The 21,911-nt window shown below is 58.3% G+C and carries 23 protein-coding genes and 1 pseudogene; 14 read left to right on the forward strand and 10 right to left on the reverse strand.

Annotated elements, in window-relative coordinates; translation table 11 throughout:
• Positions 1-36 precede the first annotated feature (36 nt).
• From AC3Y64_RS22285 to AC3Y64_RS22295, 3 genes are all read right to left on the reverse strand, one after another.
• Positions 37-330: a co-chaperone GroES gene (locus tag AC3Y64_RS22285; protein ID WP_007916610.1), complete on the reverse strand. Its 294-nt coding sequence runs from the start codon at positions 328-330 to the stop codon at positions 37-39.
• Positions 331-590: 260 nt separating this feature from the next.
• Entirely contained in the window at positions 591-1,067 is a 477-nt protein-coding gene (locus AC3Y64_RS22290) for an FxsA family protein (protein ID WP_489985278.1), read from the reverse strand.
• 65 nt (positions 1,068-1,132) lie between these two features.
• The gene (locus AC3Y64_RS22295; protein WP_489985279.1) at positions 1,133-1,864 is read right to left on the reverse strand and encodes a HugZ family pyridoxamine 5'-phosphate oxidase; all 732 of its coding nucleotides are present in this window, start codon (positions 1,862-1,864) and stop codon (positions 1,133-1,135) included.
• 162 nt (positions 1,865-2,026) lie between these two features.
• Here AC3Y64_RS22295 and AC3Y64_RS22300 point away from each other — a divergent pair, with 162 nt between their 5' ends.
• The gene (locus AC3Y64_RS22300; protein WP_489985280.1) at positions 2,027-2,785 is read left to right on the forward strand and encodes an SDR family oxidoreductase; all 759 of its coding nucleotides are present in this window, start codon (positions 2,027-2,029) and stop codon (positions 2,783-2,785) included.
• Positions 2,786-2,915: 130 nt separating this feature from the next.
• On the opposite strand, the gene apbC is transcribed toward AC3Y64_RS22300, so the two are convergent.
• Positions 2,916-4,010 carry an iron-sulfur cluster carrier protein ApbC gene (apbC, locus tag AC3Y64_RS22305; protein ID WP_489985281.1) on the reverse strand — a complete coding sequence of 365 codons (1,095 nt, stop codon included), beginning with the start codon at positions 4,008-4,010 and terminating at the stop codon, positions 2,916-2,918.
• A gap of 155 nt (positions 4,011-4,165) precedes the next feature.
• On the opposite strand from apbC, the gene metG reads away from it, so the two are divergent.
• The 8 genes and pseudogenes from metG to AC3Y64_RS22345 all read left to right on the forward strand — a co-directional run bounded on the left by metG (position 4,166) and on the right by AC3Y64_RS22345 (position 11,162).
• Positions 4,166-6,217, forward strand: coding sequence for a methionine--tRNA ligase (gene metG, locus AC3Y64_RS22310; RefSeq protein ID WP_158960535.1), 2,052 nt, complete (start codon positions 4,166-4,168; stop codon positions 6,215-6,217).
• A gap of 114 nt (positions 6,218-6,331) precedes the next feature.
• Complete coding sequence (locus AC3Y64_RS22315; RefSeq protein WP_489985282.1) at positions 6,332-6,901, forward strand: electron transport complex protein RnfA; 570 nt, start codon at positions 6,332-6,334, stop codon at positions 6,899-6,901.
• 17 nt (positions 6,902-6,918) lie between these two features.
• A pseudogene (gene rsxB / locus AC3Y64_RS22320) lies at positions 6,919-7,293 on the forward strand (electron transport complex subunit RsxB); the annotation flags it as partial.
• A gap of 799 nt (positions 7,294-8,092) precedes the next feature.
• Positions 8,093-9,076, forward strand: a complete 984-nt coding sequence (locus tag AC3Y64_RS22325; protein ID WP_489985283.1) for an RnfABCDGE type electron transport complex subunit D — start codon at positions 8,093-8,095, stop codon at positions 9,074-9,076.
• The gene (locus AC3Y64_RS22330) at positions 9,073-9,678 is read left to right on the forward strand and encodes an RnfABCDGE type electron transport complex subunit G (RefSeq protein ID WP_489985284.1); all 606 of its coding nucleotides are present in this window, start codon (positions 9,073-9,075) and stop codon (positions 9,676-9,678) included. The genes AC3Y64_RS22325 and AC3Y64_RS22330 overlap by 4 nt, the downstream gene beginning before the upstream one ends.
• Positions 9,675-10,244, forward strand: coding sequence for an Rnf-Nqr domain containing protein (locus tag AC3Y64_RS22335; protein WP_489985285.1), 570 nt, complete (start codon positions 9,675-9,677; stop codon positions 10,242-10,244). Before AC3Y64_RS22330 ends, AC3Y64_RS22335 begins: the two co-directional genes overlap by 4 nt.
• On the forward strand, positions 10,241-10,879 hold the full coding sequence (gene nth / locus AC3Y64_RS22340; RefSeq protein WP_489985286.1) for an endonuclease III: 639 nt from the start codon (positions 10,241-10,243) through the stop codon (positions 10,877-10,879). The genes AC3Y64_RS22335 and nth overlap by 4 nt, the downstream gene beginning before the upstream one ends.
• Before the next feature lie 106 nt (positions 10,880-10,985).
• Positions 10,986-11,162, forward strand: a complete 177-nt coding sequence (locus AC3Y64_RS22345; protein ID WP_489985287.1) for a PA3496 family putative envelope integrity protein — start codon at positions 10,986-10,988, stop codon at positions 11,160-11,162.
• A gap of 88 nt (positions 11,163-11,250) precedes the next feature.
• On the opposite strand, the gene AC3Y64_RS22350 is transcribed toward AC3Y64_RS22345, so the two are convergent.
• Positions 11,251-11,877 carry a response regulator transcription factor gene (locus tag AC3Y64_RS22350; RefSeq protein WP_053123410.1) on the reverse strand — a complete coding sequence of 209 codons (627 nt, stop codon included), beginning with the start codon at positions 11,875-11,877 and terminating at the stop codon, positions 11,251-11,253.
• Positions 11,878-12,044: 167 nt separating this feature from the next.
• On the opposite strand from AC3Y64_RS22350, the gene AC3Y64_RS22355 reads away from it, so the two are divergent.
• Positions 12,045-12,881 (forward strand): hypothetical protein, encoded by an 837-nt coding sequence (locus AC3Y64_RS22355; protein ID WP_489985288.1) that lies wholly within the window; start codon positions 12,045-12,047, stop codon positions 12,879-12,881.
• A gap of 161 nt (positions 12,882-13,042) precedes the next feature.
• Here the strand turns inward: AC3Y64_RS22355 and AC3Y64_RS22360 are convergent, their stop codons facing one another.
• Positions 13,043-14,260, reverse strand: a complete 1,218-nt coding sequence (locus AC3Y64_RS22360) for an argininosuccinate synthase (RefSeq protein WP_007916658.1) — start codon at positions 14,258-14,260, stop codon at positions 13,043-13,045.
• Between the two features lie 129 nt (positions 14,261-14,389).
• Positions 14,390-15,298 (reverse strand): flagellar protein MotY, encoded by a 909-nt coding sequence (locus tag AC3Y64_RS22365; RefSeq protein ID WP_489985289.1) that lies wholly within the window; start codon positions 15,296-15,298, stop codon positions 14,390-14,392.
• A 160-nt stretch (positions 15,299-15,458) separates the two neighbouring features.
• Between AC3Y64_RS22365 and pyrC the strand changes: the two genes are divergently transcribed.
• Positions 15,459-16,505, forward strand: coding sequence for a dihydroorotase (pyrC, locus tag AC3Y64_RS22370; RefSeq protein ID WP_007916661.1), 1,047 nt, complete (start codon positions 15,459-15,461; stop codon positions 16,503-16,505).
• Positions 16,502-17,179 carry a ribonuclease T gene (gene rnt / locus AC3Y64_RS22375; protein WP_007916667.1) on the forward strand — a complete coding sequence of 226 codons (678 nt, stop codon included), beginning with the start codon at positions 16,502-16,504 and terminating at the stop codon, positions 17,177-17,179. Before pyrC ends, rnt begins: the two co-directional genes overlap by 4 nt.
• A 74-nt stretch (positions 17,180-17,253) precedes the next feature.
• Here the strand turns inward: rnt and AC3Y64_RS22380 are convergent, their stop codons facing one another.
• Positions 17,254-17,856 carry a peroxiredoxin gene (locus tag AC3Y64_RS22380; protein ID WP_003227723.1) on the reverse strand — a complete coding sequence of 201 codons (603 nt, stop codon included), beginning with the start codon at positions 17,854-17,856 and terminating at the stop codon, positions 17,254-17,256.
• Between the two features lie 314 nt (positions 17,857-18,170).
• On the opposite strand from AC3Y64_RS22380, the gene AC3Y64_RS22385 reads away from it, so the two are divergent.
• Positions 18,171-18,389 carry a bacterioferritin-associated ferredoxin gene (locus AC3Y64_RS22385; RefSeq protein ID WP_003227725.1) on the forward strand — a complete coding sequence of 73 codons (219 nt, stop codon included), beginning with the start codon at positions 18,171-18,173 and terminating at the stop codon, positions 18,387-18,389.
• 201 nt (positions 18,390-18,590) lie between these two features.
• Positions 18,591-19,064: a bacterioferritin gene (gene bfr / locus AC3Y64_RS22390; protein ID WP_095123255.1), complete on the forward strand. Its 474-nt coding sequence runs from the start codon at positions 18,591-18,593 to the stop codon at positions 19,062-19,064.
• Between the two features lie 173 nt (positions 19,065-19,237).
• Here bfr and grxD read toward each other — a convergent pair whose 3' ends face one another.
• Positions 19,238-19,579: a Grx4 family monothiol glutaredoxin gene (gene grxD, locus AC3Y64_RS22395; protein ID WP_016773402.1), complete on the reverse strand. Its 342-nt coding sequence runs from the start codon at positions 19,577-19,579 to the stop codon at positions 19,238-19,240.
• Positions 19,580-19,676: 97 nt separating this feature from the next.
• Complete coding sequence (locus AC3Y64_RS22400; protein WP_489985290.1) at positions 19,677-21,782, reverse strand: molybdopterin oxidoreductase family protein; 2,106 nt, start codon at positions 21,780-21,782, stop codon at positions 19,677-19,679.
• Positions 21,783-21,911: the final 129 nt, after the last annotated feature.

Consider the following 21,911-nt stretch of genomic DNA (forward strand, 5'->3'; position numbering starts at 1 on the left):
AAATACTTTGTAGTAGCGGGAAAATGAACGGGGGTATCAGCCTTCGATAACAGCGAGGATTTCGTTCTCGCTCATTACCAACAGGTCTTCGCCGTCGACTTTCACAGTGTTGCTGCCGGAGTAAGGACCGAACACAACCTTGTCGCCTTCCTTCACGGACAGTGCGCGCACTTCGCCGTTTTCCAGAGCTTTGCCCGGGCCTACAGCGAGAATCACACCGTGGTTGGCTTTTTCAGCAGCCGAACCTGGCAGGACGATACCGCCAGCGGTTTTCTTTTCTTCTTCGCTGCGACGGATTACGACGCGGTCATGCAGAGGACGAAGCTTCATTGTCGATCTCTCCTAATTGTGGTTTTCATCGGCCGGTGTATTCCCGGCGGGTTTAACAAATCCGGCCTGCGCCGGTTGCGGTTCGTCGAGCGAGCCGCGGAAGTCTGTCCGACTCAAATGTCGGAAACCTTTCGGTGACCGATACATAAGGGCGCATAAGCTTATTACAAGGGCGAGGCGAAAAATTTTTCACCGATGTTCTGCACAAAAGCAGCCCATAAACGAACACGGCACCCGAAGGTGCCGTGTCGATGCAGATGTTACTTGGTGTCGCGGTGTTCGAACTCGCCTTCGATCACATCACCCTCGCGGCCCAGAGGCTGGCGCGGTGCCGGACCGCCACGGGGTTGCAGGTCATCGGCGAACGCACGCTGGCGCATGGCCTGTTCCTCGGCGCGCTGGCGCATCTTGTTTGCCAGCAGACGACGGGATATCGGCAGCAACATCACCAGACCGACCACATCGCTGATGAAGCCCGGCAGGATCAACAGACCACCGGCCAGGGCCAGCATCAAACCTTCCAGCATGGTTTGCGCGGGCAGTTCGCCGCGGTTCAGGCTTTCACGGGCACGCAATGCAGTGGCCAGACCGGCGACGCGCAGCACGAAAATGCCGAACATCGAGCCGACAATGATCAGCAGCAGGGCCGGGAAAAACCCGATAGCCCCTGCCACTTTGACGAATACGAACAGCTCCAGCACCGGAAACAGCAGAAAGAGCAACAGAAAAGGGCGCATCAAAGTTTCCTCAACGCAAGAAATGCCTTGCAGTAAGCCTTAGATGACGTCGCCCTTTCGTGAATTCAAGCGTTGGCCACCTCATTTTTTGGCCAGACCTCGGCGTGAGCCAGAGAAACCAAGGCTTCGCGCACTTGTGTCGGCGTATTACAAACTGCTGGAAACGGCAACCAGTACAGCGCCTGACCGATGCGCAGGTGGATGCCCTCGGTGTCGATCCCGGCCAGTTGCGCCGGCACGGTTTGCGGCAGGCCAGCCAGGTCGACGTAGTGCGCGATGGCTTTGGCGTGGTCGCTGTTCATGTGCTCGACCATGCTGATTTCGGCTTTGCCGGCAAACGGATTGGCCAACGTCAGCTGATCAACCCAATGAATCGCGCCGAATCCGCCGATGTAACGATGGCGCACCGGTGTCAGCACCCAAAAGTCGAAATCGTGGGCCTTGTGGTAATTCTGCGAATCCGGGAAATAGCGGTAGTAACGCTCGGCGGCGGACTCTATCGCAGCGGCGTCTTCGATCTTTTGCGCTTCAGCCAGATAGGTCAGGCGACCAACGGCTTGCACGTCGTCAGCCTCGCGCTCGCCGACCAACAGCGAGCATTTTGGGTCTTTTTGCAGGTTGTGGGTGTGCTGGGCGATGCGGCTGATCAGGATCAGCGGGCGGCCCTGCTCGTCCAGGCAGTAAGGCACCACGGAGCCAAAGGGAAAACCGGGCATCGATTTGGAGTGAGTCGACAGCACTCCACGGTATTCCTTGAGAAGCAATTCTCGGGCATTCTTGGCCACTTCAACGCTCAATTTATGACTCCTTAAATAGAATCCGTCGAAAAAACGGACAGGCGACGGGGTTCAAGTCCCAGTCACGCCTTGAGGCAATTCTCGTGTGCAAACCAGCCACGGCCGGTGCAGATCGGGAGTCGCTCACAACAATAACTACTCAGACCTGCTCGGGGCATGCGAATGCAACTCAACGACAAAGTAATCATTATCACTGGCGGTTGCCAGGGTTTGGGCCGCTCGATGGCCGAGTATTTCGCCGGCAAAGGCGCGAAGCTCGCGCTGGTCGACCTGAACCAGGAAAAACTCGACGACGCGGTCGCAGCTTGCAAGGCCAAGGGTGTCGAGGCGCGCAGCTACTTGTGCAACGTTGCCAATGAGGAGCAGGTCGAGCACATGGTCGCTCAGGTCGCCGCCGATTTCGGTGCGATTCACGGCCTGATCAACAACGCCGGGATCCTGCGCGATGGCCTGCTGTTGAAGGTCAAGGACGGCGAAATGACCAAGATGAGCCTGGCACAGTGGCAGGCCGTCATCGATGTCAACCTGACCGGCGTGTTCCTCTGCACCCGTGAAGTGGCAGCGAAAATGGTCGAGCTGAAGACCAGCGGCGCGATCATCAACATCTCGTCGATCTCACGTGCCGGTAACGTGGGCCAGACCAACTATTCCGCCGCCAAGGCTGGCGTTGCAGCAGCAACGGTGACCTGGGCCAAGGAATTGGCGCGTTACGGGATTCGCGTGGCGGGCATCGCGCCGGGCTTCATCGAGACCGAGATGACCCTGGGCATGAAGCCGGAAGCGCTGGAGAAGATGACCTCGGGCATTCCGCTAAAGCGCATGGGCAAGCCTGAAGAGATTGCGCATTCGGCGGCGTATATCTTCGAGAACGACTATTACACCGGGCGGATTCTGGAGATGGATGGCGGGTTGCGTCTCTGACTGACAACACAAAAAACAATGTGGGAGCCAGCCCTGCTGGCGATTGCGCTGGTTCATTCAACCTGTATGTTGAATGTGACCACGCTATCGCTGGCAAGCCAGCTCCCACAGTTGATTGTGTTTCAGGCCATTAATCGTCGCTGATGGTGATGTTCGGCATCGCCGGCGTTGCCGCTTCTTGCAACACAATCCGCGCGCCGACGTGGCGGGCGAGTTCCTGATAGACCATGGCAATCTGGCTGTCCGGCTCGGCGATCACCGTTGGCTTGCCGCCATCGGCCTGCTCGCGGATCAGCATCGACAACGGCAGCGAGGCCAGCAGTTCAACGCCGTACTGCGTCGCCAGCTTCTCACCACCGCCCTCACCGAACAGATGCTCGGCATGCCCGCAGTTCGAGCAGATGTGCACGGCCATGTTTTCCACCACGCCCAGCACCGGAATGTTGACCTTGCGGAACATTTCCACGCCTTTGCGCGCGTCGAGCAGCGCCAGATCCTGTGGCGTGGTGACGATCACCGCACCGGCCACCGGGACTTTCTGCGCCAGGGTCAACTGGATGTCGCCAGTGCCCGGCGGCATGTCGATAACCAGATAATCCAGATCGCCCCAGGCGGTTTGCGTAACCAGTTGCAGCAGCGCACCGGAGACCATCGGCCCGCGCCAGACCATCGGCGTGTTGTCGTCGGTCAGGAAGGCCATGGACATGACTTCCACGCCATGAGCCTTGAGCGGCACGAACCACTTCTGATCCTTGACCTCTGGGCGAGTGCGCTCGGGAATGCCAAACATGATGCCTTGGCTCGGGCCGTAGATATCGGCGTCGAGGATGCCGACCTTGGCGCCTTCACGGGCGAGGGCCAGCGCAAGGTTGGCGGCGGTGGTCGACTTGCCCACGCCGCCCTTGCCCGAGGCCACGGCAACCACGTTCTTGACGTTGGCCAACCCCGGAATCTGCGCCTGGGCCTTGTGCGCGGCGATCACGCTGTTCACTTCAACCTTGGCGATCACCACGCCATCGAGGTTTTCGATGGCCAGTTGCAGCAATTGCGCCCAGCCGCTCTTGAACAGACCGGCGGCGTAACCGATTTCCAGCTGCACGTTGACGCGATCACCGACAATCTCGATGTGCTTCACGCAACCGGAGCTGACCGGGTCCTGGTTCAGGTAAGGGTCGGTGTATTGGCTGAGGACGGCTTCCACCGCTGCGCGAGTGACGGCGCTCATGGGCAACTCCGATAACAAGACTGGGAAAAGATGGCGGGTATCCTACCCCTTCTATCCTCCGGACGGCATGCCTGGCAACGATTTGCAGGGGTGAAATATCTTGCCCGGCGCTTTATAGTGGCCGACCTCCGTTTCATCAAGTAGCGAAGCCCCACATGTCCGAACCACGCAAGATCCTCGTCACCAGCGCCCTGCCCTACGCCAACGGTTCGATTCACCTTGGCCATATGCTGGAATATATCCAGACCGATATGTGGGTGCGCTTCCAGAAGCATCGCGGCAATCAATGCATTTATGTCTGCGCCGACGACGCCCACGGTTCGGCGATCATGCTGCGTGCAGAAAAGGAAGGCATCACCCCGGAACAACTGATCGCCAACGTGCAGGCTGAACACAGCGCCGACTTTGCCGAGTTCCTGGTTGATTTCGACAACTTCCACTCCACTCACGCTGAAGAAAACCGTGAGCTGTCGAGCCAGATCTACCTCAAGCTGCGTGACGCCGGGCACATCGCCCAGCGCTCGATCACCCAGTATTTCGACCCGGAAAAGAAAATGTTCCTGGCCGACCGCTTCATCAAGGGCACTTGCCCGAAGTGCGGCACTGAAGACCAGTACGGCGACAACTGCGAAAAATGCGGTGCGACCTACGCACCGACGGACCTGAAAGATCCGAAGTCGGCGATCTCCGGCGCCACCCCGGTGCTCAAGGATTCCCAGCACTTCTTCTTCAAACTGCCGGACTTCCAGGAAATGCTGCAAGCCTGGACCCGCAGTGGCACCCTGCAGGACGCCGTCGCCAACAAGATCGCCGAATGGCTGGACGCCGGCCTGCAGCAGTGGGACATCTCCCGCGATGCGCCGTACTTCGGCTTCGAGATTCCGGGCGAGCCGGGCAAGTATTTCTACGTGTGGCTGGACGCGCCGATCGGCTACATGGCCAGCTTCAAGAACCTCTGCGACCGCACGCCGGAGCTGGACTTCGACGCGTTCTGGGGCAAAGACTCCACCGCCGAGCTGTACCACTTCATCGGCAAGGACATCGTCAACTTCCACGCACTGTTCTGGCCAGCCATGCTCGAAGGCGCCGGCTACCGCAAGCCGACCGGCATCAACGTACACGGCTACCTGACCGTCAACGGCCAGAAGATGTCCAAGTCGCGTGGCACCTTTATCAAGGCGCGCACTTATCTGGATCACCTGTCGCCGGAATACCTGCGCTACTACTACGCGGCCAAACTGGGCCGTGGCGTCGATGACCTCGACCTCAACCTCGAAGACTTCGTGCAGAAGGTCAACTCTGACCTGGTCGGCAAAGTGGTCAACATCGCCAGCCGTTGCGCCGGTTTCATTCAGAAGGGCAACGGCGGCCTGCTGGTCGACACCAATGCTGCGCCTGAGCTGACCGAAGCGTTCCTCGCCGCCGCGCCAAGCATTGCCGACGCCTATGAAGCCCGCGACTTCGCCCGCGCCATGCGTGAAACCATGGCCCTGGCCGACCGCGCCAACGCCTGGATCGCCGACAAGGCCCCATGGTCGTTGAACAAGCAGGAAGGCAAGCAGGATGAAGTCCAGGCGATCTGCGCAACCGCCATCAACCTGTTCCGCCAACTGGTGATCTTCCTCAAACCGGTGTTGCCGCTGCTGGCCGCCGATGCCGAGGCGTTCCTCAACGTCGCCCCGCTGACCTGGAACGACCACACCACGCTGCTGGCCAACCATCAGCTCAACGAATTCAAGCCGTTGATGACCCGCATTGACCCGGTAAAAGTGCAAGCCATGTCCGACGCCTCGAAGGAAGACCTGACCGCCAGCCAGACCGACACCGGTGCTGCTGCCCCGGCCGGCAATGGCGAACTGGCCAAGGATCCACTGTCGGCGGAAATCGACTTCGATGCATTCGCCGCGATCGACCTGCGCGTCGCGCTGATCGTCAAGGCCGAACACGTCGAAGGCGCCGACAAGCTGCTGCGCCTGACGCTGGATATCGGTGACGAGCAACGCAACGTGTTCTCCGGGATCAAGAGCGCTTATCCGGATCCGTCGAAACTCGACGGTCGCCTGACCATGATGATCGCCAACCTCAAGCCACGGAAAATGAAGTTCGGTATTTCCGAAGGCATGGTGATGGCGGCCGGCCCTGGCGGTGAAGAGATTTACCTGTTGAGCCCGGACAGCGGCGCCAAGCCGGGTCAGCGCATCAAGTAAGCGACAGCAATAAAATCGATCCCACCGACGTGCCCCGCATGCCGGTGGGATTTTTCATATCTGGGCGGATACTGCCTAACCTTAAGAGACACCTGCCCTTTCGCCGACAGAACCATGACCGAACTCGTGCTTACGCTTATCAGTGCTGCGCTGCTCAACAACTTCGTGTTGCACTGGCCGCTGGGCGTAGATCCGCTGTTGGCGGGCAACCGTCGCCAAGTGCATGCGCTGGGGCTGGCGACGTTGTGTCTGATGTTGCTCGTTGGCGTCATCGGTTACGCGATCTGGCACTGGCTGCTGGTGCCGTTGCAACTTGAAGCATTGCGCCTGTTCGTGTTTTTGCCGTTAAGCGTTTTGCTGATCACGCCACTGTTGAAACGGTTGGCGCGTTGGTGGCCGAAGCTGCCGTTTGACGGGTTATGGCCGCTGTTGCTGGGTAACGCCGGTGTGCTCGGTCTGGCATTGATCAACGCTCAAAGCGATCAAGGCCTGCTCCACGCGACCGCGTTGAGCCTCGGCGCCGGGCTGGGTTTCTGGCTGGTACTGAGCCTGTTCTGCGATTTGCGTGAACGCACGGCCGATAACGATATTCCCCTGCCCTTTCGCGGCCTGCCGATCGACCTGATCGGCGCCGGACTGATGGCAGTGATTTTTCTCGGATTCAGTGGACTGATCAAAACATGAGTCTGATTCAACGCATCGATGCCCTTCTGCCGCAGACCCAATGCGGCAAATGCGGCCATCCCGGATGCAAACCGTACGCAGAAGGCATTGCCGACGGCGAGCCGATCAACAAGTGCCCGCCGGGCGGTGAGGAAACCATCGCGGCGCTGGCTGAATTGTTGAAAGTGCCGGTGCTGGAGCTGGACATCAGCCGTGGTTCGGCGCCGCCACAGGTTGCCTATATCCGCGAAGCCGAATGCATCGGCTGCACCAAATGCATTCAGGCCTGCCCGGTTGATGCCATCGTCGGTGCCGCAAAATTGATGCACACGGTGATCATCGACGAGTGCACCGGCTGCGACCTGTGCGTCGCACCTTGCCCGGTGGACTGCATTGAAATGCACCCGCTGCCGCTCGGCACTTTGCCGGTGGTGGGCGGTCTGGCCTTCAACCTCGACGAGCAACGCGCCCGCGCCGCCAAGCGCGATCACGCACGTCAGCGTTTTGAACGTCGCAATGCGCGTCTGCGGCGGGAAGAACAGCAGAAACAAGCTGAGCGTGAAGCCCGCGCCAAACGCGCCGCCCAACCGGAGGTAACAGCAACCGATCCGGTGCAGGCAGCACTGGAACGTGTGCGCGCACAGAAAGCCGCGACCGCCGATGCCGCACTGAAAAAAGCCAAGATCGATGTGGCGATGAGCCGCGCGCAGTTGCACAAATCGCTGAAAGCCTTTGGCCATCCGCCGACGTTCGAGCAACAGTCGCAGCTGGTCGTGCTGCAGCAGCAGTTCGAAGTCGCGGAACACGCTTTGGCCAAACTCGAAGCCAGCGCCCCACCGGCTCCGGTCGTCGCGGCGCCAGCGAAAGATGCAGACTTGAAGCGAGCGAAAATCCAGCTGGCCATGCGCCGCGCCGAACTGAAAAAAGCGCAAACCGCCGAAGCCGCGCCCGAGCAGATCGCACCGCTGGAACAGGCTTTGCGCGATGCCGAACAGGCCTTGCATGATGCCGAAGCGGCAAGCGAACAGCCTTTGCCTGACTTGGTGCGGGTCGAAAAACGCCCGATCGACAGCCAGCTTCGCCAGCTGAAAACCGAATTGGCCTACGCCCGCGCTGACCTGAACAAACTCGAACGCCGCGCCGACACCCCCAGCGAGATCCTCGACCAAGCCCGCGCTCGCCTGCAAGATGCCGAGCGCCAGGTGCAAGACCATGTCACCCCTTGAAACGCCGGATGATCGCCTGCAACAGGCGATGAAGCTGGTGTTGCTCGCCACATTGCCAGGGCTGCTGGTGCTGTTCTGGTTATATGGCTGGGGGGTGTTGATCAACCTGATCGTGGCGGTTGCCACGGCGTTGATCGTCGAGATGATGGTCGCTCGGTTGCGCCGCCAACCGTTACAGCCGACGTTGAGTGATGGCAGCGCGCTGGTTAGCGCAACGTTGCTCGCCGCCGCTTTGCCGCCTTATTGCCCTTGGTGGCTGACGGTGACGGCGGTGGCCTCAGGCCTGTTGTTCGGCAAGCATCTGTACGGTGGCGTCGGTAGAAATCCGTTCAACCCGGCGATGCTGGGGTTTGCGCTGGTGATGGTGATGTTTCCGCAGCCAATGACCCATTGGCCGGAGCACGGTCTCGACCTGACAGCCACTTTTCAGCAGATATTCAACGTCGGCCAGGCGCCTGACGCCTGGGCACAGGCCACCGCGCTGGACAGCCTGCGCATCAACAAAAGCCTGACCATGGACGAATTGTTCGCAAGCAATTCGGCGTTCGGCCATTTCGGCGGACGCGGTGTGGAATGGCTGAATCTTGCGTTTCTCGCCGGTGGACTGTTTCTGCTGCAACGACGAGTGATTGCATGGCATGCGCCGGTGGGCATGCTCGCCAGCCTGTTTGTGGTCAGCCTGTTGTGCTGGAACGGTTCGGGTTCCGATTCCCATGGGTCGCCGCTGTTTCACCTGCTCAGCGGCGCGACCATGCTCGGTGCTTTTTTCATCATCACCGAACCGGTTTCCGGCGCTAGAACGGCGCTGGCCCGATTGCTGTTCGGGGTTGGTGTTGGCTTGCTGACCTATCTGATTTGCACGTGGGGCGGTTATCCGGACGGCGTCGCCTTTGCGGTGCTGTTGATGAACCTGTGCGTGCCGGCACTGGAGCGGTTTGCCGCTCGTCATCAACCACAGGTGAGCCCATGAACCGCGTGGCCAGCGCGCTCATCCTGCTGCTATTGGCCGGCGCCGGCATTGGGGCGACGTATCTGCTGCAACGCAGCAGCGCGCCACAGATCGCCGCAGAGCAACGCCTGGCTGACAGCCGCCAGTTGCTCGACGTACTGGCGGCCGATGCCTACGACAATCAACCGCTGGAACAGCCGCTGACGCTGACCGATGCACAGTTGAGCCATAGCACGCTTTTGGGTGGTTATCGCGCGACCAAAACCGGACGAACCGTCGCAGTCCTGCTGCGCAGCCAGACCGAGGGCTATGCCGCTGCCATCGAGCTGCTGATTGCGATTGATGCCAACGGCAAATTGCTCGGTGTGAAAACCCTCAAGCAAAACGAAACACCGGCACTTGGCGGCGCCATCGGCGACTGGCCTAACCGTTGGCTTCAGGCGTTCAGCGGCAAATCTCGCAACGAACCGCCGGATGCCGGTTGGGCGCTGAAAAAAGATCCGGGCCAATTCGATCAAATGGCCGGTGCGACCATCACTTCGCGCGCGGCCATCAACGCCATCCACGATGCGTTGCGCTATTTTGACGAGCATCGAACGATGTTACTGGGGGGCGGGGCATGAGCCTGGTCAACTCAATGCTGCTGGTGTTTTTGCTGGGCACCAGCGGTTCTCTTTCGGGAGCTCTGGGCACGCTCCTGATGCTTGCGATCGTGATGAGCGTTTACAGCCTGACCATGCCGCCCCTGCGATCGCGCCTGGACAGTGCAAACACCCTGCTGGCCAGCGTGCTGCTTGCCGCGACACTGGCCAGTTGTGCCGATCTGTTCGCGCAACGCTGGTTTCTGGCATGGCATCAGACTCTTGGACTTTATGGCGGACTGATCGCTTTGCAGTGTGTGGTACTGGAGCAGCATGGCTTCTTCCAGCGACCGCTGGCCAAACGCATGAGGCTCTGCGCGCTGTTCGTCGTGTTGATGCTGGTGCTCGCCACTGCGCGTGAACTGATCGGCAGCGGCAGCCTGGGTCGTGGACTGACTGAGCACGGGACTGGCCTGGTTCTATTCAGCAAAACGCTGCCGCTGGCAACCCTGGTTCCCGGCGCTTTCATTATCTTGGGGCTACTGCTCGCCGCCCGACAGGCGTGGACTCGCTCGAACTCTATTTCCAAGGAAACGCATCGCCCATGAATGCCGCAAAACGTCTTGAGATCTTTCGCAGACTGCACGAAGACAATCCCGAGCCGAAGACTGAACTGGCGTATTCCTCGCCCTTCGAACTGCTGATTGCAGTGATCCTTTCGGCGCAGTCGACCGATGTCGGGGTCAACAAGGCCACCGCCAAACTGTTTCCGATCGCTAACACGCCGGCAGCCATCCATGCGCTGGGCGTCGAAGGCTTGTCCGAGTACATCAAGACCATCGGTCTCTATAACAGCAAAGCCAAAAATGTCATCGAGACCTGTCGCCTGCTCGTCGAACGTCACGGCAGTGAAGTGCCGCAGACCCGCGAAGAGCTGGAAGCCTTGCCCGGCGTAGGCCGCAAGACCGCCAACGTGGTACTCAATACCGCATTTCGCCAGTTGACCATGGCAGTCGATACGCACATTTTCCGGGTCAGCAACCGCACCGGGATTGCTCCCGGCAAAAATGTGGTGGAGGTGGAAAAGAAGCTGATGAAGTTTGTACCAAAGGAATTCCTGCTCGACTCGCACCATTGGCTGATCTTGCACGGCCGCTACGTGTGCCTGGCGCGCAAGCCCCGGTGCGGCAGTTGCCGGATAGAAGACCTGTGCGAGTACAAAGACAAAACCTCGGACGATTGACTGACTATTGGATTTATTGATTTATCGATTGAAAAAATCTTTTTTACCCGCTGCAGGAATATCGATATAAGGGGCGCCAAAGGCATTATTAGCCGGGAGTCAGCTTATGAGTAGCGACAAAGAGCCACTGGATGTAGATGAAGATATCGCTGCAGAAACTGATGACGCCGAACCTGTAGTCGAAGTCGCCAAGACCAATCTGAGCAAGCGCCGCACCATCGATAACCTGCTGGAGGAGCGCCGACTGCAAAAGCAATTGGCCGATTACGATTTTGATCTCTGAAACCTGAAGCCTCCCGCAACGGAGGCTTTTTTCTTTCTATCGTTAGCTGAACTCGATCGGCCCATGATCCGGTCAACTAGCGAAACGCTCAGACCAGCCCATTGCGTTGCGCTAATTCAATCAGATCGACCAGCGACCGCGCATTGAGTTTAAGCAACAATCGGGTTTTGTAAGTACTCACGGTCTTGTTGCTCAAAAACATCCCGTCGGCGATTTCCTTGTTTGTCTTGCCCCGCGCCAATTGCTGTAACACCATCATTTCGCGCCCTGAAAGGCGATCGACCATATCGGCTTCGCTAGCATTGCCCAGACTGGTTCGTACAGTATGCAATGCCTGGTTCGGGAAATAACTGTAGCCCGACAGAACTGCCTTGATTGCGCTGAGCAACTCGGTCAAGTCTTGTTGCTTGCAGACATACCCTGCGGCCCCCGACTGCATACAACGCATGGAAAAGTGCCCGGGCGCTTGAGAAGTCAACACCAGCACTTTCATTGGCATCGCCACTGAACTCAAACGGGCGATAACTTCCAGTCCATCAAGTTTTGGTATGCCAATATCCAGGATAACGATATCGGGCATTTGTTCACGAGCCAGTTGTAATGCATCAACGCCATTGTCTGTTTCTGCAATGACTTCGTAGCCATGACGCTCCATCAGCATGCGCACAGCAAGCCGAATGACGGGGTGATCATCCACGATCAGCACTTTATTCATGGGCAGGTCCAATTTCGCTGTTCGATTTTTAGAGCCCGCACAATAGCGTAGTCAATTCACTCGTGGGACAGACGAGTTCACTTGCACTTGCAGCGAGAGACACCTCCTACAATCATTGAAGATTATTCCTACAAAAAACACACTTCAGACAATCAACAAGCTTGCAAATGCAACACGGCGCAGTCTGCACAGCCTGCTCAGACAACACTGCTGCCCCTAAAAACCTGAAACAAGATACGTCTATTCAATCAGATTCTTTTAATATAAATATTAACTTCCACCCCACCCAAACTAACGCCAAGGAAGTTAACGTGAACAAAATAAAAAACCAAATAAGTAATCCAATGACGGTTATTGCAACATTCGCATTTATCTCGGAAACGTCTGCCGCCGTATCGCTGCCTTTCCTTGAGAATGAAGAACGTAAAATCTATATCTGGTTCTTGATAAGTTTCCCTTTTTATCTAATATTTCTTTTCTTTCTAACTCTGAACTTTAACTATCGCTCTCTCTATGCGCCTTCTGACTTTGCCAAGGACGATAACTTCTTAAAAGCCTTTGATGACACAGAACCTAGTAACAAGTCCCAGGAAACCGCAGATGACGCGGCACCGAGATCGAAGATTTCAGATGTTCACTGCGCAGTGAACATTGCATCTCCTCACCCAGGCCAAGTACCCGATCCGCCCGAATGTGATTTATCGGAAGTCTTTCCCTGGGTCGAGTACGCTGTTCAATTGCCGAAAGCGATAGGCACGCTGCGTGTGATTGATGTACGCCAGATGAGCACACAGTCGCAGTTCGATAAATTGCTGTTTGATCTCCCACGGCTCGCCAAACAACCGTGCAAGTTCATGGTGTTTCTTACCCACTCTCCAAGCGACGACCTACTGAAACAAACAGCACTGCGCCATATCAAGCAGACGAAAAAAAGCATGGGGGCGACGCGGCATATTGCTTACAACGTTAGTCGGCAAACAACTACGATTTTGAGATGGGACTGAGAGGCAGGATTGCTTCTTGAACAGAACACTGACCTTGAGCGCGGTATTGATACAACACGCCGAAGAAGCTGACAGATCAAAGTCTGATGAGAAAAGAGTGGTAAACAATGGCGGCCTTGCCATTACGACAAGGCCGCTATTTGTTTGCGTGTCTGAAGGACTCAGAACAGCTTGCGGCCTTTGTTGGCAGCAATGCGCATGCGCAAAGCGTTGAGCTTGATGAAGCCCGCCGCGTCGGCCTGGTTGTATGCACCGCCGTCTTCTTCGAAGGTCGCGATGTTGGAATCGAACAGCGAATCGTCGGACTTGCGGCCAGTGACGATCACGTTGCCTTTATACAGTTTCAGGCGCACAACGCCGTTCACGTTGACCTGCGAAGCGTCGATCATCTGCTGCAGCATCAGACGCTCCGGGCTCCACCAGTAACCGGTGTAGATCAGGCTGGCGTATTTCGGCATCAGCTCGTCTTTGAGGTGAGCGACTTCGCGGTCCAGGGTGATCGATTCAATGGCGCGGTGAGCGCGCAGCATGATGGTGCCACCCGGGGTTTCGTAGCAGCCACGAGACTTCATGCCGACGTAACGGTTTTCGACGATGTCGAGACGGCCGATACCGTGAGCACCACCGATCTTGTTCAGCGTCGCCAGCACGGTAGCCGGGGTCATCTCGACGCCGTCCAGTGCAACGATGTCGCCGTTACGGTAAGTCAGTTCCAGGTATTGCGCTTTGTCAGGAGCGTTCTCCGGGGAGACGGTCCATTTCCACATGTCTTCTTCGTGCTCGGTCCAGGTATCTTCCAGCACGCCGCCTTCATAGGAGATGTGCAGCAGGTTGGCGTCCATCGAGTACGGGGATTTCTTCTTGCCGTGACGCTCGATCGGGATCGCGTGCTTCTCGGCGTAGTCCATCAGCTTCTCGCGGGACAGCAGGTCCCACTCACGCCAAGGGGCAATCACTTTTACGCCTGGCTTGAGCGCATAGGCACCCAGTTCGAAACGCACCTGGTCGTTGCCCTTGCCGGTCGCGCCGTGGGAAATGGCGTCAGCGCCGGTTTCGTTGGCGATTTCGATCAGACGCTTGGCGATCAGCGGACGTGCGATGGAAGTACCCAGCAGGTACTCGCCTTCGTAAACGGTGTTGGCGCGGAACATCGGGAACACGAAATCACGCACGAATTCTTCGCGCAGATCGTCGATGTAGATTTCTTTGACGCCCATGGCCTGAGCCTTGGCGCGGGCCGGCTCGACCTCTTCGCCTTGACCGAGATCAGCGGTGAAGGTCACCACTTCACAGTTATAAGTATCCTGCAGCCACTTGAGGATCACCGAAGTGTCCAGGCCGCCGGAATACGCCAGAACGACCTTGTTTACGTCCGCCATGCCATCACTCCACGGGGTTCTACGGAAAGCCGAGGAGTCTACCGCCCAAACGCGATAATTTACAGAGGCGCGACAGCTTAAGACGACAAAGCGACAGAATCTGTCGAGAGCGCGACGATGACCGGCGGGTCAGGAAGTCGCTGCGGTGCTGGCTGGCGTACTCGCTTGCGGCGCCGGAGCCACTGTCGGCGCCACACGCGCCAGTTTGACATTGACCCGACGGTTCTTCGCGCGATTGGCCGCATTGGTGTTCGGCACGATCGGATACTGCTCGCCGTGGAACCGCACGGTGATCTGCGATTCCTGAATGCCATTGGCCTTGAAGAAGTCGACCACCGCCAGCGCCCGGCGGCGCGACAGTTCCCGATTGGTCAGGCGATTACCGCTGTTGTCCGAGTGGCCGTCGAGCTCGATGTGATTGACCGTCGGATCGGCCTTCATGAACTCGAGCATCACTTGCAACCTGGCTTTGGCGGCGGAATCCAGGTCAACGCCTTCGCCAGGGAAGCCGATCTGCGACTGTTTGATCTGGTCGAAATTCTGCGGCAGCAATTTCGCCACACAGGTTTGATAGTCGTTGAACGCCTTGCTGAACTTGACTGGCAACAGACGCACTTCCGACACCCTTCCGTCGCCAGACGCACGCCGCACCACCGGGCTGCGACCGTCGAGCAGGCCACTGATCAAGCCGCCGGCCTGGGATTGCGAGCTATTGAAGAGCACATTGCCGCTGCCGATTCTGACGCTGCCCAGGTTGATATCGCCGCGCCCCGGCTGCCAGGGCGCCGCCGCTGCCAGCAACGTCGCCGAGCCGCCGCCGAGCATCGCGTTGTAAGCGTTCAGACGAAATATCGCCTGCTCGCCGGCCTTGCGCACGAACTCACCCGAGCCGAAATCGGTGATCGGCTGGGTCAGACGACATTCGAACTTGTCGCCGGCGACCGTCCACTCAATGTTCTCCAGACGGGTCTGGTACGTGAGCGCCATCGCGGGGAGGCTGGCAAACACACTGAGCAAGGCTAAATAACGCTGGCGCACGGGAGGCTCCATTGGCTTCTGAAACACAAAGACCGATTCACACTATGTTTACGGCATACCTACGGGATATCGGAAGCTTCCCGCAAAACTTGATAGCGAGTGCCTGCAAGAGTCTTTTCCGGTAGCATTCGCCTCAGTTTGACCCGCCTGGAATCCCCTCATGTCCGACCGCCTGACCCTGCTGCGTCCCGACGACTGGCACATTCATCTTCGCGATGGTGCCGTGTTGACCAATACCGTTGCCGATGTTGCGCGCACTTTTGGCCGCGCCATCATCATGCCCAACCTGGTACCGCCGGTGCGCAACGCCGCTGAAGCCGATGGCTATCGCCAGCGGATTCTCGCTGCCCGCCCGGCCGGCAGTCGCTTTGAGCCGCTGATGGTGCTGTACCTCACCGACCGCACCCAGCCCGAAGAAATTCGTGAGGCCAAGGCCAGCGGTTTCGTGTACGCCGCCAAGCTGTACCCGGCTGGCGCGACCACCAACTCCGACTCTGGCGTGACCAGCATCGACAAGATTCTGCCGGCGATCGAAGCCATGGCCGAAGTCGGCATGCCGCTGTTGATCCACGGTGAAGTCACCCGCGGCGACGTCGATGTGTTCGACCGCGAAAAGATTTTCATCGATGAGCACATGCGTCGTGTGGTCGAGCGCTTCCCGACGCTGAAAGTGGTGTTCGAACACATCACCACCGGCGACGCCGTGCAGTTCGTCAACGAGGCTTCGGCCAACGTTGGCGCGACCATCACCGCGCATCACCTGCTCTACAACCGCAACCACATGCTGGTGGGCGGGATTCGGCCGCACTTCTACTGCCTGCCGATCCTCAAGCGCAATACGCACCAGGAAGCCCTGCTCGACGCCGCCACCAGTGGCAGTGCGAAGTTCTTCCTTGGCACCGACTCGGCGCCGCACGCTCAGCACGCCAAGGAAGCCGCTTGCGGCTGTGCCGGCTGCTACACCGCGTACGCCGCCATCGAGATGTACGCCGAAGCCTTCGAACAGCGTAACGCGCTGGACAAACTCGAAGCCTTTGCCAGCCTCAACGGCCCGCGTTTCTACGGCCTGCCGGCGAACACCGATCGCATTACTTTGGTTCGTGAAGAATGGACTGCCCCGACCAGCCTGCCGTTTGGCGAGCTGACCGTTATCCCGCTGCGCGCCGGTGAAAAACTGCGCTGGCGCCTGCTGGAGGAACACGCGTGAGTGAAGACCATTTCGACGACGAACTGGACGGTCAAAGTGGCGGCGGCGGTTCCCGTCACCCGATGGCAGCACGCTTTCGCGGCTACCTGCCGGTTGTGGTCGACGTAGAAACCGGTGGCTTCAACTCGGCCACCGATGCGTTGCTGGAGATTGCCGCGACGACCATCGCCATGGATGAAAAGGGTTTCGTTTACCCGGATCACACCTACTTCTTCCGCGTTGAGCCGTTCGAAGGCGCCAACATTGAAGCAGCAGCGCTGGAGTTCACCGGCATCAAGCTCGATCACCCGCTGCGCATGGCGGTCAGCGAAGAAACCGCGCTGACCGACATCTTCCGAGGCATCCGCAAGGCGCTGAAGGCCAACGGCTGCAAGCGCGCGATCCTGGTCGGTCATAACAGCAGCTTCGACCTCGGCTTCCTCAACGCTGCGGTCGCGCGTCTGGACATGAAGCGCAACCCGTTCCACCCGTTCTCCAGCTTCGATACCGCGACGCTGGCCGGTCTGGCTTACGGTCAAACCGTACTGGCGAAAGCCTGCCAGGCCGCCGACATCGATTTCGACGGCCGTGAAGCGCACTCGGCGCGTTACGACACCGAGAAAACTGCTGAGCTGTTCTGCGGCATCGTCAACCGCTGGAAACAGATGGGCGGCTGGGAAGACTTCGACGACTGATCCTCGTCAGATAAATCCCGCGCATAAAAAAACCGGCCACATGGGCCGGTTTTTTTGTACCTCGACGTTGCGCCTTACAGGGCAGCAGCGTTCTCGGTCAGGTAAGCCGCAACGCCTTCTGGCGAAGCGTTCATGCCTTTGTCGCCTTTTTTCCAGTTGGCAGGGCAGACTTCGCCGTGCTCTTCGTGGAATTGCAGAGCGTCGACCAGACGGATCAGCTCTTCCATGTTACGGCCCAGTGGCAGGTCGTTGATGATCTGCGAGCGGACAACGCCTTTGTCGTCGATCAGGAACGCGCCACGGAACGCTACGCCGCCTTCCGACTCAACGTCGTAAGCCTTGGCGATGTCGTGCTTCATGTCGGCAGCCATGGTGTATTTCACCTGACCGATACCGCCATTGTTCACTGGGGTGTTGCGCCATGCGTTGTGAGTGAAGTGCGAGTCGATCGACACAGCGATCACTTCAACGTTGCGCGCCTTGAAGTCCGCCATGCGGTTGTCCAGAGCGATCAGCTCGGACGGGCAGACGAAGGTGAAGTCCAGTGGGTAGAAGAACACCAGGCCGTATTTGCCTTTGATGGCCGAGGACAGGGTGAAGCTGTCAACGATCTCGCCATTGCCGAGTACGGCCGGGACGGTGAAGTCAGGGGCTTGTTTGCCTACGAGTACGCTCATTGATATCTCCTGGTGTAAAAACTTGAAGTTCAGGGTCCGCGCCAGCCTGCCATCCTCAGACGACAGCCCTGTGACACGAACCCCCTTCGCAAGGGCCGACCATCATACACTGCGTTTTTCGCCTGTCCTTAACGGTTTTTTAAAGGAAGCGGATAACCATGCTGCATTTACGGGGCCAGGCAATTAGCCAGTAAACACCGTTCGTCAGTCACGGCTGTCAATCCGCTGAAGCGCCCCGAAAGCACTTTGACAATCATTCTCGTTAACATTAAGATCCATCGCAATTGAGTCACAACCAGCGACGGTTCTCACTTATGTATGTTTGTCTCTGCACTGGCGTCACCGACGGACAGATCCGCGAAGCGATCTATGAAGGTTGCTGCAGCTATAAGGAAGTTCGCCAGGCTACTGGCGTTGCCAGCCAATGCGGCAAATGTGCCTGCCTTGCCAAGGAAGTGGTCCGCGAAACCCTGACCAAGCTGCAAACCGCCCAGGCCGCGATCCCCTATCCGGTAGAATTTACTGCTGCGTAATAACACCCCATTTCAAAGAACCGGACTTACGTCCGGTTTTTTTATGCCTGTAAATCAATTGCTTAGGCTCCAGACGCGGAACACAAACATTCTTATTCCGATTAATTTTCATATATTATTCAATAACTTAGGTTTGACACTTATAAATACGAAGCTCAGACTCTGCCGTATATACAGCGAATACAGGGCAGGACTCCGATCATGAAAGGCGACATTACAGTCATCCAGCATCTCAACAAGATCCTTGCCAATGAGCTGGTCGCGATCAATCAGTACTTCCTGCATGCACGCATGTACGAAGATTGGGGTCTGAACAAGCTCGGCAAGCACGAGTACAAAGAATCCATCGACGAGATGAAACACGCGGACAAGCTGATCAAGCGCATCCTGTTCCTCGAAGGCCTGCCGAACGTGCAGGACCTGGGCAAGCTGCACATCGGCGAGCACACCAAGGAAATGCTGGAGTGCGACCTGCGTATCGAGAAGACCGGCCACGCTGACCTGAAAACCGCGATCGCGCATTGCGAAACCGTCGGTGACTTCGGCAGCCGTGAATTGCTCGAAGACATTCTTGAATCCGAAGAAGAACATATCGACTGGCTGGAAACCCAATTGGGCCTGATCGATAAAATCGGTCTTGAGAACTATCTGCAATCGCAGATGGGCGAAGAGTAAGTTAGCGCCCGCTAAACTCGAGACACTAAAAAGCCCCGCCCTCTTTCGAGGCGCGGGGCTTTTTATTGCCCTTTGTGGGAGCCTGGCTTGCCAGCGATGCAGACGCTGCGGTTTTACAGGAAAACCGCATTATCGTTTTTCGCGAGCAAGCTTTTGCACCTACAACAAAAGCATCAGGCTTCGGACTTGTTCGCCGCAGCCGCTTCAACAGCCGCCTTAATGGTGCTTTGCAGCGAACCGTCTGCAGCCATCTCGGTCATGATGTCGCTACCGCCGACCAGTTCACCGCCGACCCACAGTTGCGGGAAAGTCGGCCAGTTGGCGTACTTTGGCAGGTTGGCGCGGATTTCCGGGTTCTGCAGGATGTCCACGTAAGCAAACTTTTCGCCACACGCCATCACAGCCTGTGCAGCTTTCGCGGAGAAGCCACACTGCGGGGCATTCGGCGAACCTTTCATGTAAAGCAGAATGGTGTTGTTGGCAATCTGCTCTTTAATCGTTTCGATGATATCCATGGAGCACCTCGGCTGAACTTTCCGACTCATGGGTCGGCACGGTGGCGCATTGTAACGGAATCCCGAGCGCCATGCTCGGTCTCCCCGACAGACATGCTCAAGCCGCCGCCACCGTGACCGGTACGCCGTTCAACGCAGCATTGCCGGACAATTCGTCGAGCTGACATTCATCCGTCAGGTCGTTGGCACTCGACCCCGGCTGGCCACTGGCAATCGCCATCTGCACACCCGGGCGCGCATGGCCCCAGCCGTGCGGGAGGCTGACCACGCCTTTCATCATGTCGAGGCTGCCAAGCACTTCCACTTCGATCTGCCCGACCCGCGAACTGACCCGCACCAACTGACCATCGTTGAGCCCACGACTGGCGAGGTCGTCCGGGTGCATCAGCAATTGATGGCGCGGCTTGCCTTTCACCAGACGGTGATAGTTGTGCATCCACGAATTGTTGCTGCGCACGTGGCGGCGGCCAATCATCAGCAGCTCATCGGCGGCCGGCGCCTGCAATGCTGCGAAGCGAATGAGGTCGGCGAGGATCTCTGGCGGAGCAGCCTGCACACGCTGATTAGGCGTTTTCAGCCGCGACGCCAGATTCGCTTTGAGCGCCCCAAGATCAATACCGTGAGGATGATCGAACAGCGTCGCCAACGAGAGCTTCTGCTCGGCGGCGTCACCGTACATACCCATGCGCAGGCCCATGTCGATCATCTTCGCCGGCGGCAGGGTCGGTTTCAGCTCCTTGCCGGTCTTCGCGGCGAAGGCTTTGGCCAGGCCAACAAAAATCTCCCAGTCATGCAGCGCGCCTTCGGGCTTGGCGAGGATCGCGCGGTTGAAGCGGGTGACGTTGCGTACCGCGAACAGGTTGAACGTGGTGTCGTAGTGATCATTTTCCAGCGCCGATGTCGACGGCAGGATCAGGTCGGCGTAACGCGTGGTTTCGTTGATGTACAGGTCGATGCTGAGCATGAACTCCAGGCCATCCAGCGCCTGTTCCAGTTGTCGCCCGTTCGGCGTCGACAACACCGGATTGCCGGCCACGGTGATCAGCGCGCGGATCTGGCCTTCGCCGTCGGTGAGCATCTCTTCAGCCAGCGCCGAAACCGGCAACTCGCCACCGTACTCGGGACGCCCGGAAACCCGGCTCTGCCATTTGTTGAAATGCCCGCCGGAGGTTGATGCCACCAGATCCACGGCCGGCTCGGTGCACAACGCGCCGCCAACGCGGTCGAGGTTGCCAGTGACCAGATTGATCAACTGCACCAGCCAATGACACAACGTGCCGAAGGCCTGGGTTGAAACGCCCATGCGCCCGTAGCAGACCGCACTCGGTGCGGCGGCGAAATCCCGGGCCAATTGACGGATCTGCTCGGCAGGCACGGCACACAACGGGCTCATGGTTTCAGCAGTAAACGCAGCGACGGCGGCGCGCACGTCGTCCAGCCCATCGACCGGCAAGTGACTGTCACGGGTCAGGCCTTCGCTAAACAGGGTGTTGAGCACTCCAAACAACAACGCTGCATCGCCACCAGGGCGCACGAACAAATGCTGATCGGCCATCGCCGCCGTCTCGCTGCGCCGAGGGTCGACCACCACGACTTTACCACCGCGCGCCTGGATCGCCTTCAGGCGTTTCTCGACATCGGGCACGGTCATGATGCTGCCGTTGGACGCCAACGGATTACCGCCGAGGATCAACATGAAATCGGTGTGATCGATGTCCGGAATCGGCAGCAGCAGGCCGTGTCCATACATCAGATAACTGCTCAGGTGATGCGGCAACTGATCGACCGAGGTCGCCGAGAAGCGATTGCGCGTCTTCAGCAAACCGAGGAAATAATTACTGTGGGTCATCAACCCGTAATTGTGCACGCTCGGGTTGCCCTGATAGACCGCCACGGCGTTCTGCCCGTGACGCTCCTGAATTGCCGCCAGTTTTCCAGCCACCAGCGCAAATGCCTCGTCCCATTCGATCGGCAGCCATTCGCTGCCAACGCGGCGCATCGGCTGGCGCAGGCGATCGGGATCGTTCTGGATATCCTGCAGCGCCACCGCTTTGGGGCAGATGTGGCCACGGCTGAAAGTATCGAGGGCATCGCCCTTGATCGAGGTGATCGCGACGTTGCCATCGGTCTCGGTGGTTTCGATGGTCAGGCCGCAAATGGCTTCACACAGGTGGCAGGCACGGTGGTGGAGAGTCTTGGTCATGGCCAGTCTCTGTCTTGTTCTGGGCGGGCAATCACGCCCGCGGGAACAAAACTATGGCCCCGGCGCAGGTCTGGCGCCAGCGACGTTCGTCTTGTGAATCGAGGCCTATCAGGTGGGCCGATAGACTGC

This window comes from Pseudomonas sp. 4CAES_32.4, assembly GCF_058136335.1.

What these genes read in the sequence shown, in the direction of transcription:
- AC3Y64_RS22285 (WP_007916610.1), bottom strand. Translation starts at nt 330, where the DNA reads ATGAAGCTTCGTCCTCTGCATGACCGCGTCGTAATCCGTCGCAGCGAA.
- AC3Y64_RS22290 (WP_489985278.1), bottom strand. Translation starts at nt 1,067, where the DNA reads ATGCGCCCTTTTCTGTTGCTCTTTCTGCTGTTTCCGGTGCTGGAGCTG.
- AC3Y64_RS22300 (WP_489985280.1), top strand. Translation starts at nt 2,027, where the DNA reads ATGCAACTCAACGACAAAGTAATCATTATCACTGGCGGTTGCCAGGGT.
- apbC (WP_489985281.1), bottom strand. Translation starts at nt 4,010, where the DNA reads ATGAGCGCCGTCACTCGCGCAGCGGTGGAAGCCGTCCTCAGCCAATAC.
- metG (WP_158960535.1), top strand. Translation starts at nt 4,166, where the DNA reads ATGTCCGAACCACGCAAGATCCTCGTCACCAGCGCCCTGCCCTACGCC.
- AC3Y64_RS22315 (WP_489985282.1), top strand. Translation starts at nt 6,332, where the DNA reads ATGACCGAACTCGTGCTTACGCTTATCAGTGCTGCGCTGCTCAACAAC.
- AC3Y64_RS22325 (WP_489985283.1), top strand. Translation starts at nt 8,093, where the DNA reads ATGTCACCCCTTGAAACGCCGGATGATCGCCTGCAACAGGCGATGAAG.
- AC3Y64_RS22330 (WP_489985284.1), top strand. Translation starts at nt 9,073, where the DNA reads ATGAACCGCGTGGCCAGCGCGCTCATCCTGCTGCTATTGGCCGGCGCC.
- AC3Y64_RS22335 (WP_489985285.1), top strand. Translation starts at nt 9,675, where the DNA reads ATGAGCCTGGTCAACTCAATGCTGCTGGTGTTTTTGCTGGGCACCAGC.
- nth (WP_489985286.1), top strand. Translation starts at nt 10,241, where the DNA reads ATGAATGCCGCAAAACGTCTTGAGATCTTTCGCAGACTGCACGAAGAC.
- AC3Y64_RS22345 (WP_489985287.1), top strand. Translation starts at nt 10,986, where the DNA reads ATGAGTAGCGACAAAGAGCCACTGGATGTAGATGAAGATATCGCTGCA.
- AC3Y64_RS22350 (WP_053123410.1), bottom strand. Translation starts at nt 11,877, where the DNA reads ATGAATAAAGTGCTGATCGTGGATGATCACCCCGTCATTCGGCTTGCT.
- AC3Y64_RS22355 (WP_489985288.1), top strand. Translation starts at nt 12,045, where the DNA reads ATGCAACACGGCGCAGTCTGCACAGCCTGCTCAGACAACACTGCTGCC.
- AC3Y64_RS22360 (WP_007916658.1), bottom strand. Translation starts at nt 14,260, where the DNA reads ATGGCGGACGTAAACAAGGTCGTTCTGGCGTATTCCGGCGGCCTGGAC.
- pyrC (WP_007916661.1), top strand. Translation starts at nt 15,459, where the DNA reads ATGTCCGACCGCCTGACCCTGCTGCGTCCCGACGACTGGCACATTCAT.
- AC3Y64_RS22380 (WP_003227723.1), bottom strand. Translation starts at nt 17,856, where the DNA reads ATGAGCGTACTCGTAGGCAAACAAGCCCCTGACTTCACCGTCCCGGCC.
- AC3Y64_RS22385 (WP_003227725.1), top strand. Translation starts at nt 18,171, where the DNA reads ATGTATGTTTGTCTCTGCACTGGCGTCACCGACGGACAGATCCGCGAA.
- bfr (WP_095123255.1), top strand. Translation starts at nt 18,591, where the DNA reads ATGAAAGGCGACATTACAGTCATCCAGCATCTCAACAAGATCCTTGCC.
- grxD (WP_016773402.1), bottom strand. Translation starts at nt 19,579, where the DNA reads ATGGATATCATCGAAACGATTAAAGAGCAGATTGCCAACAACACCATT.
- AC3Y64_RS22400 (WP_489985290.1), bottom strand. Translation starts at nt 21,782, where the DNA reads ATGACCAAGACTCTCCACCACCGTGCCTGCCACCTGTGTGAAGCCATT.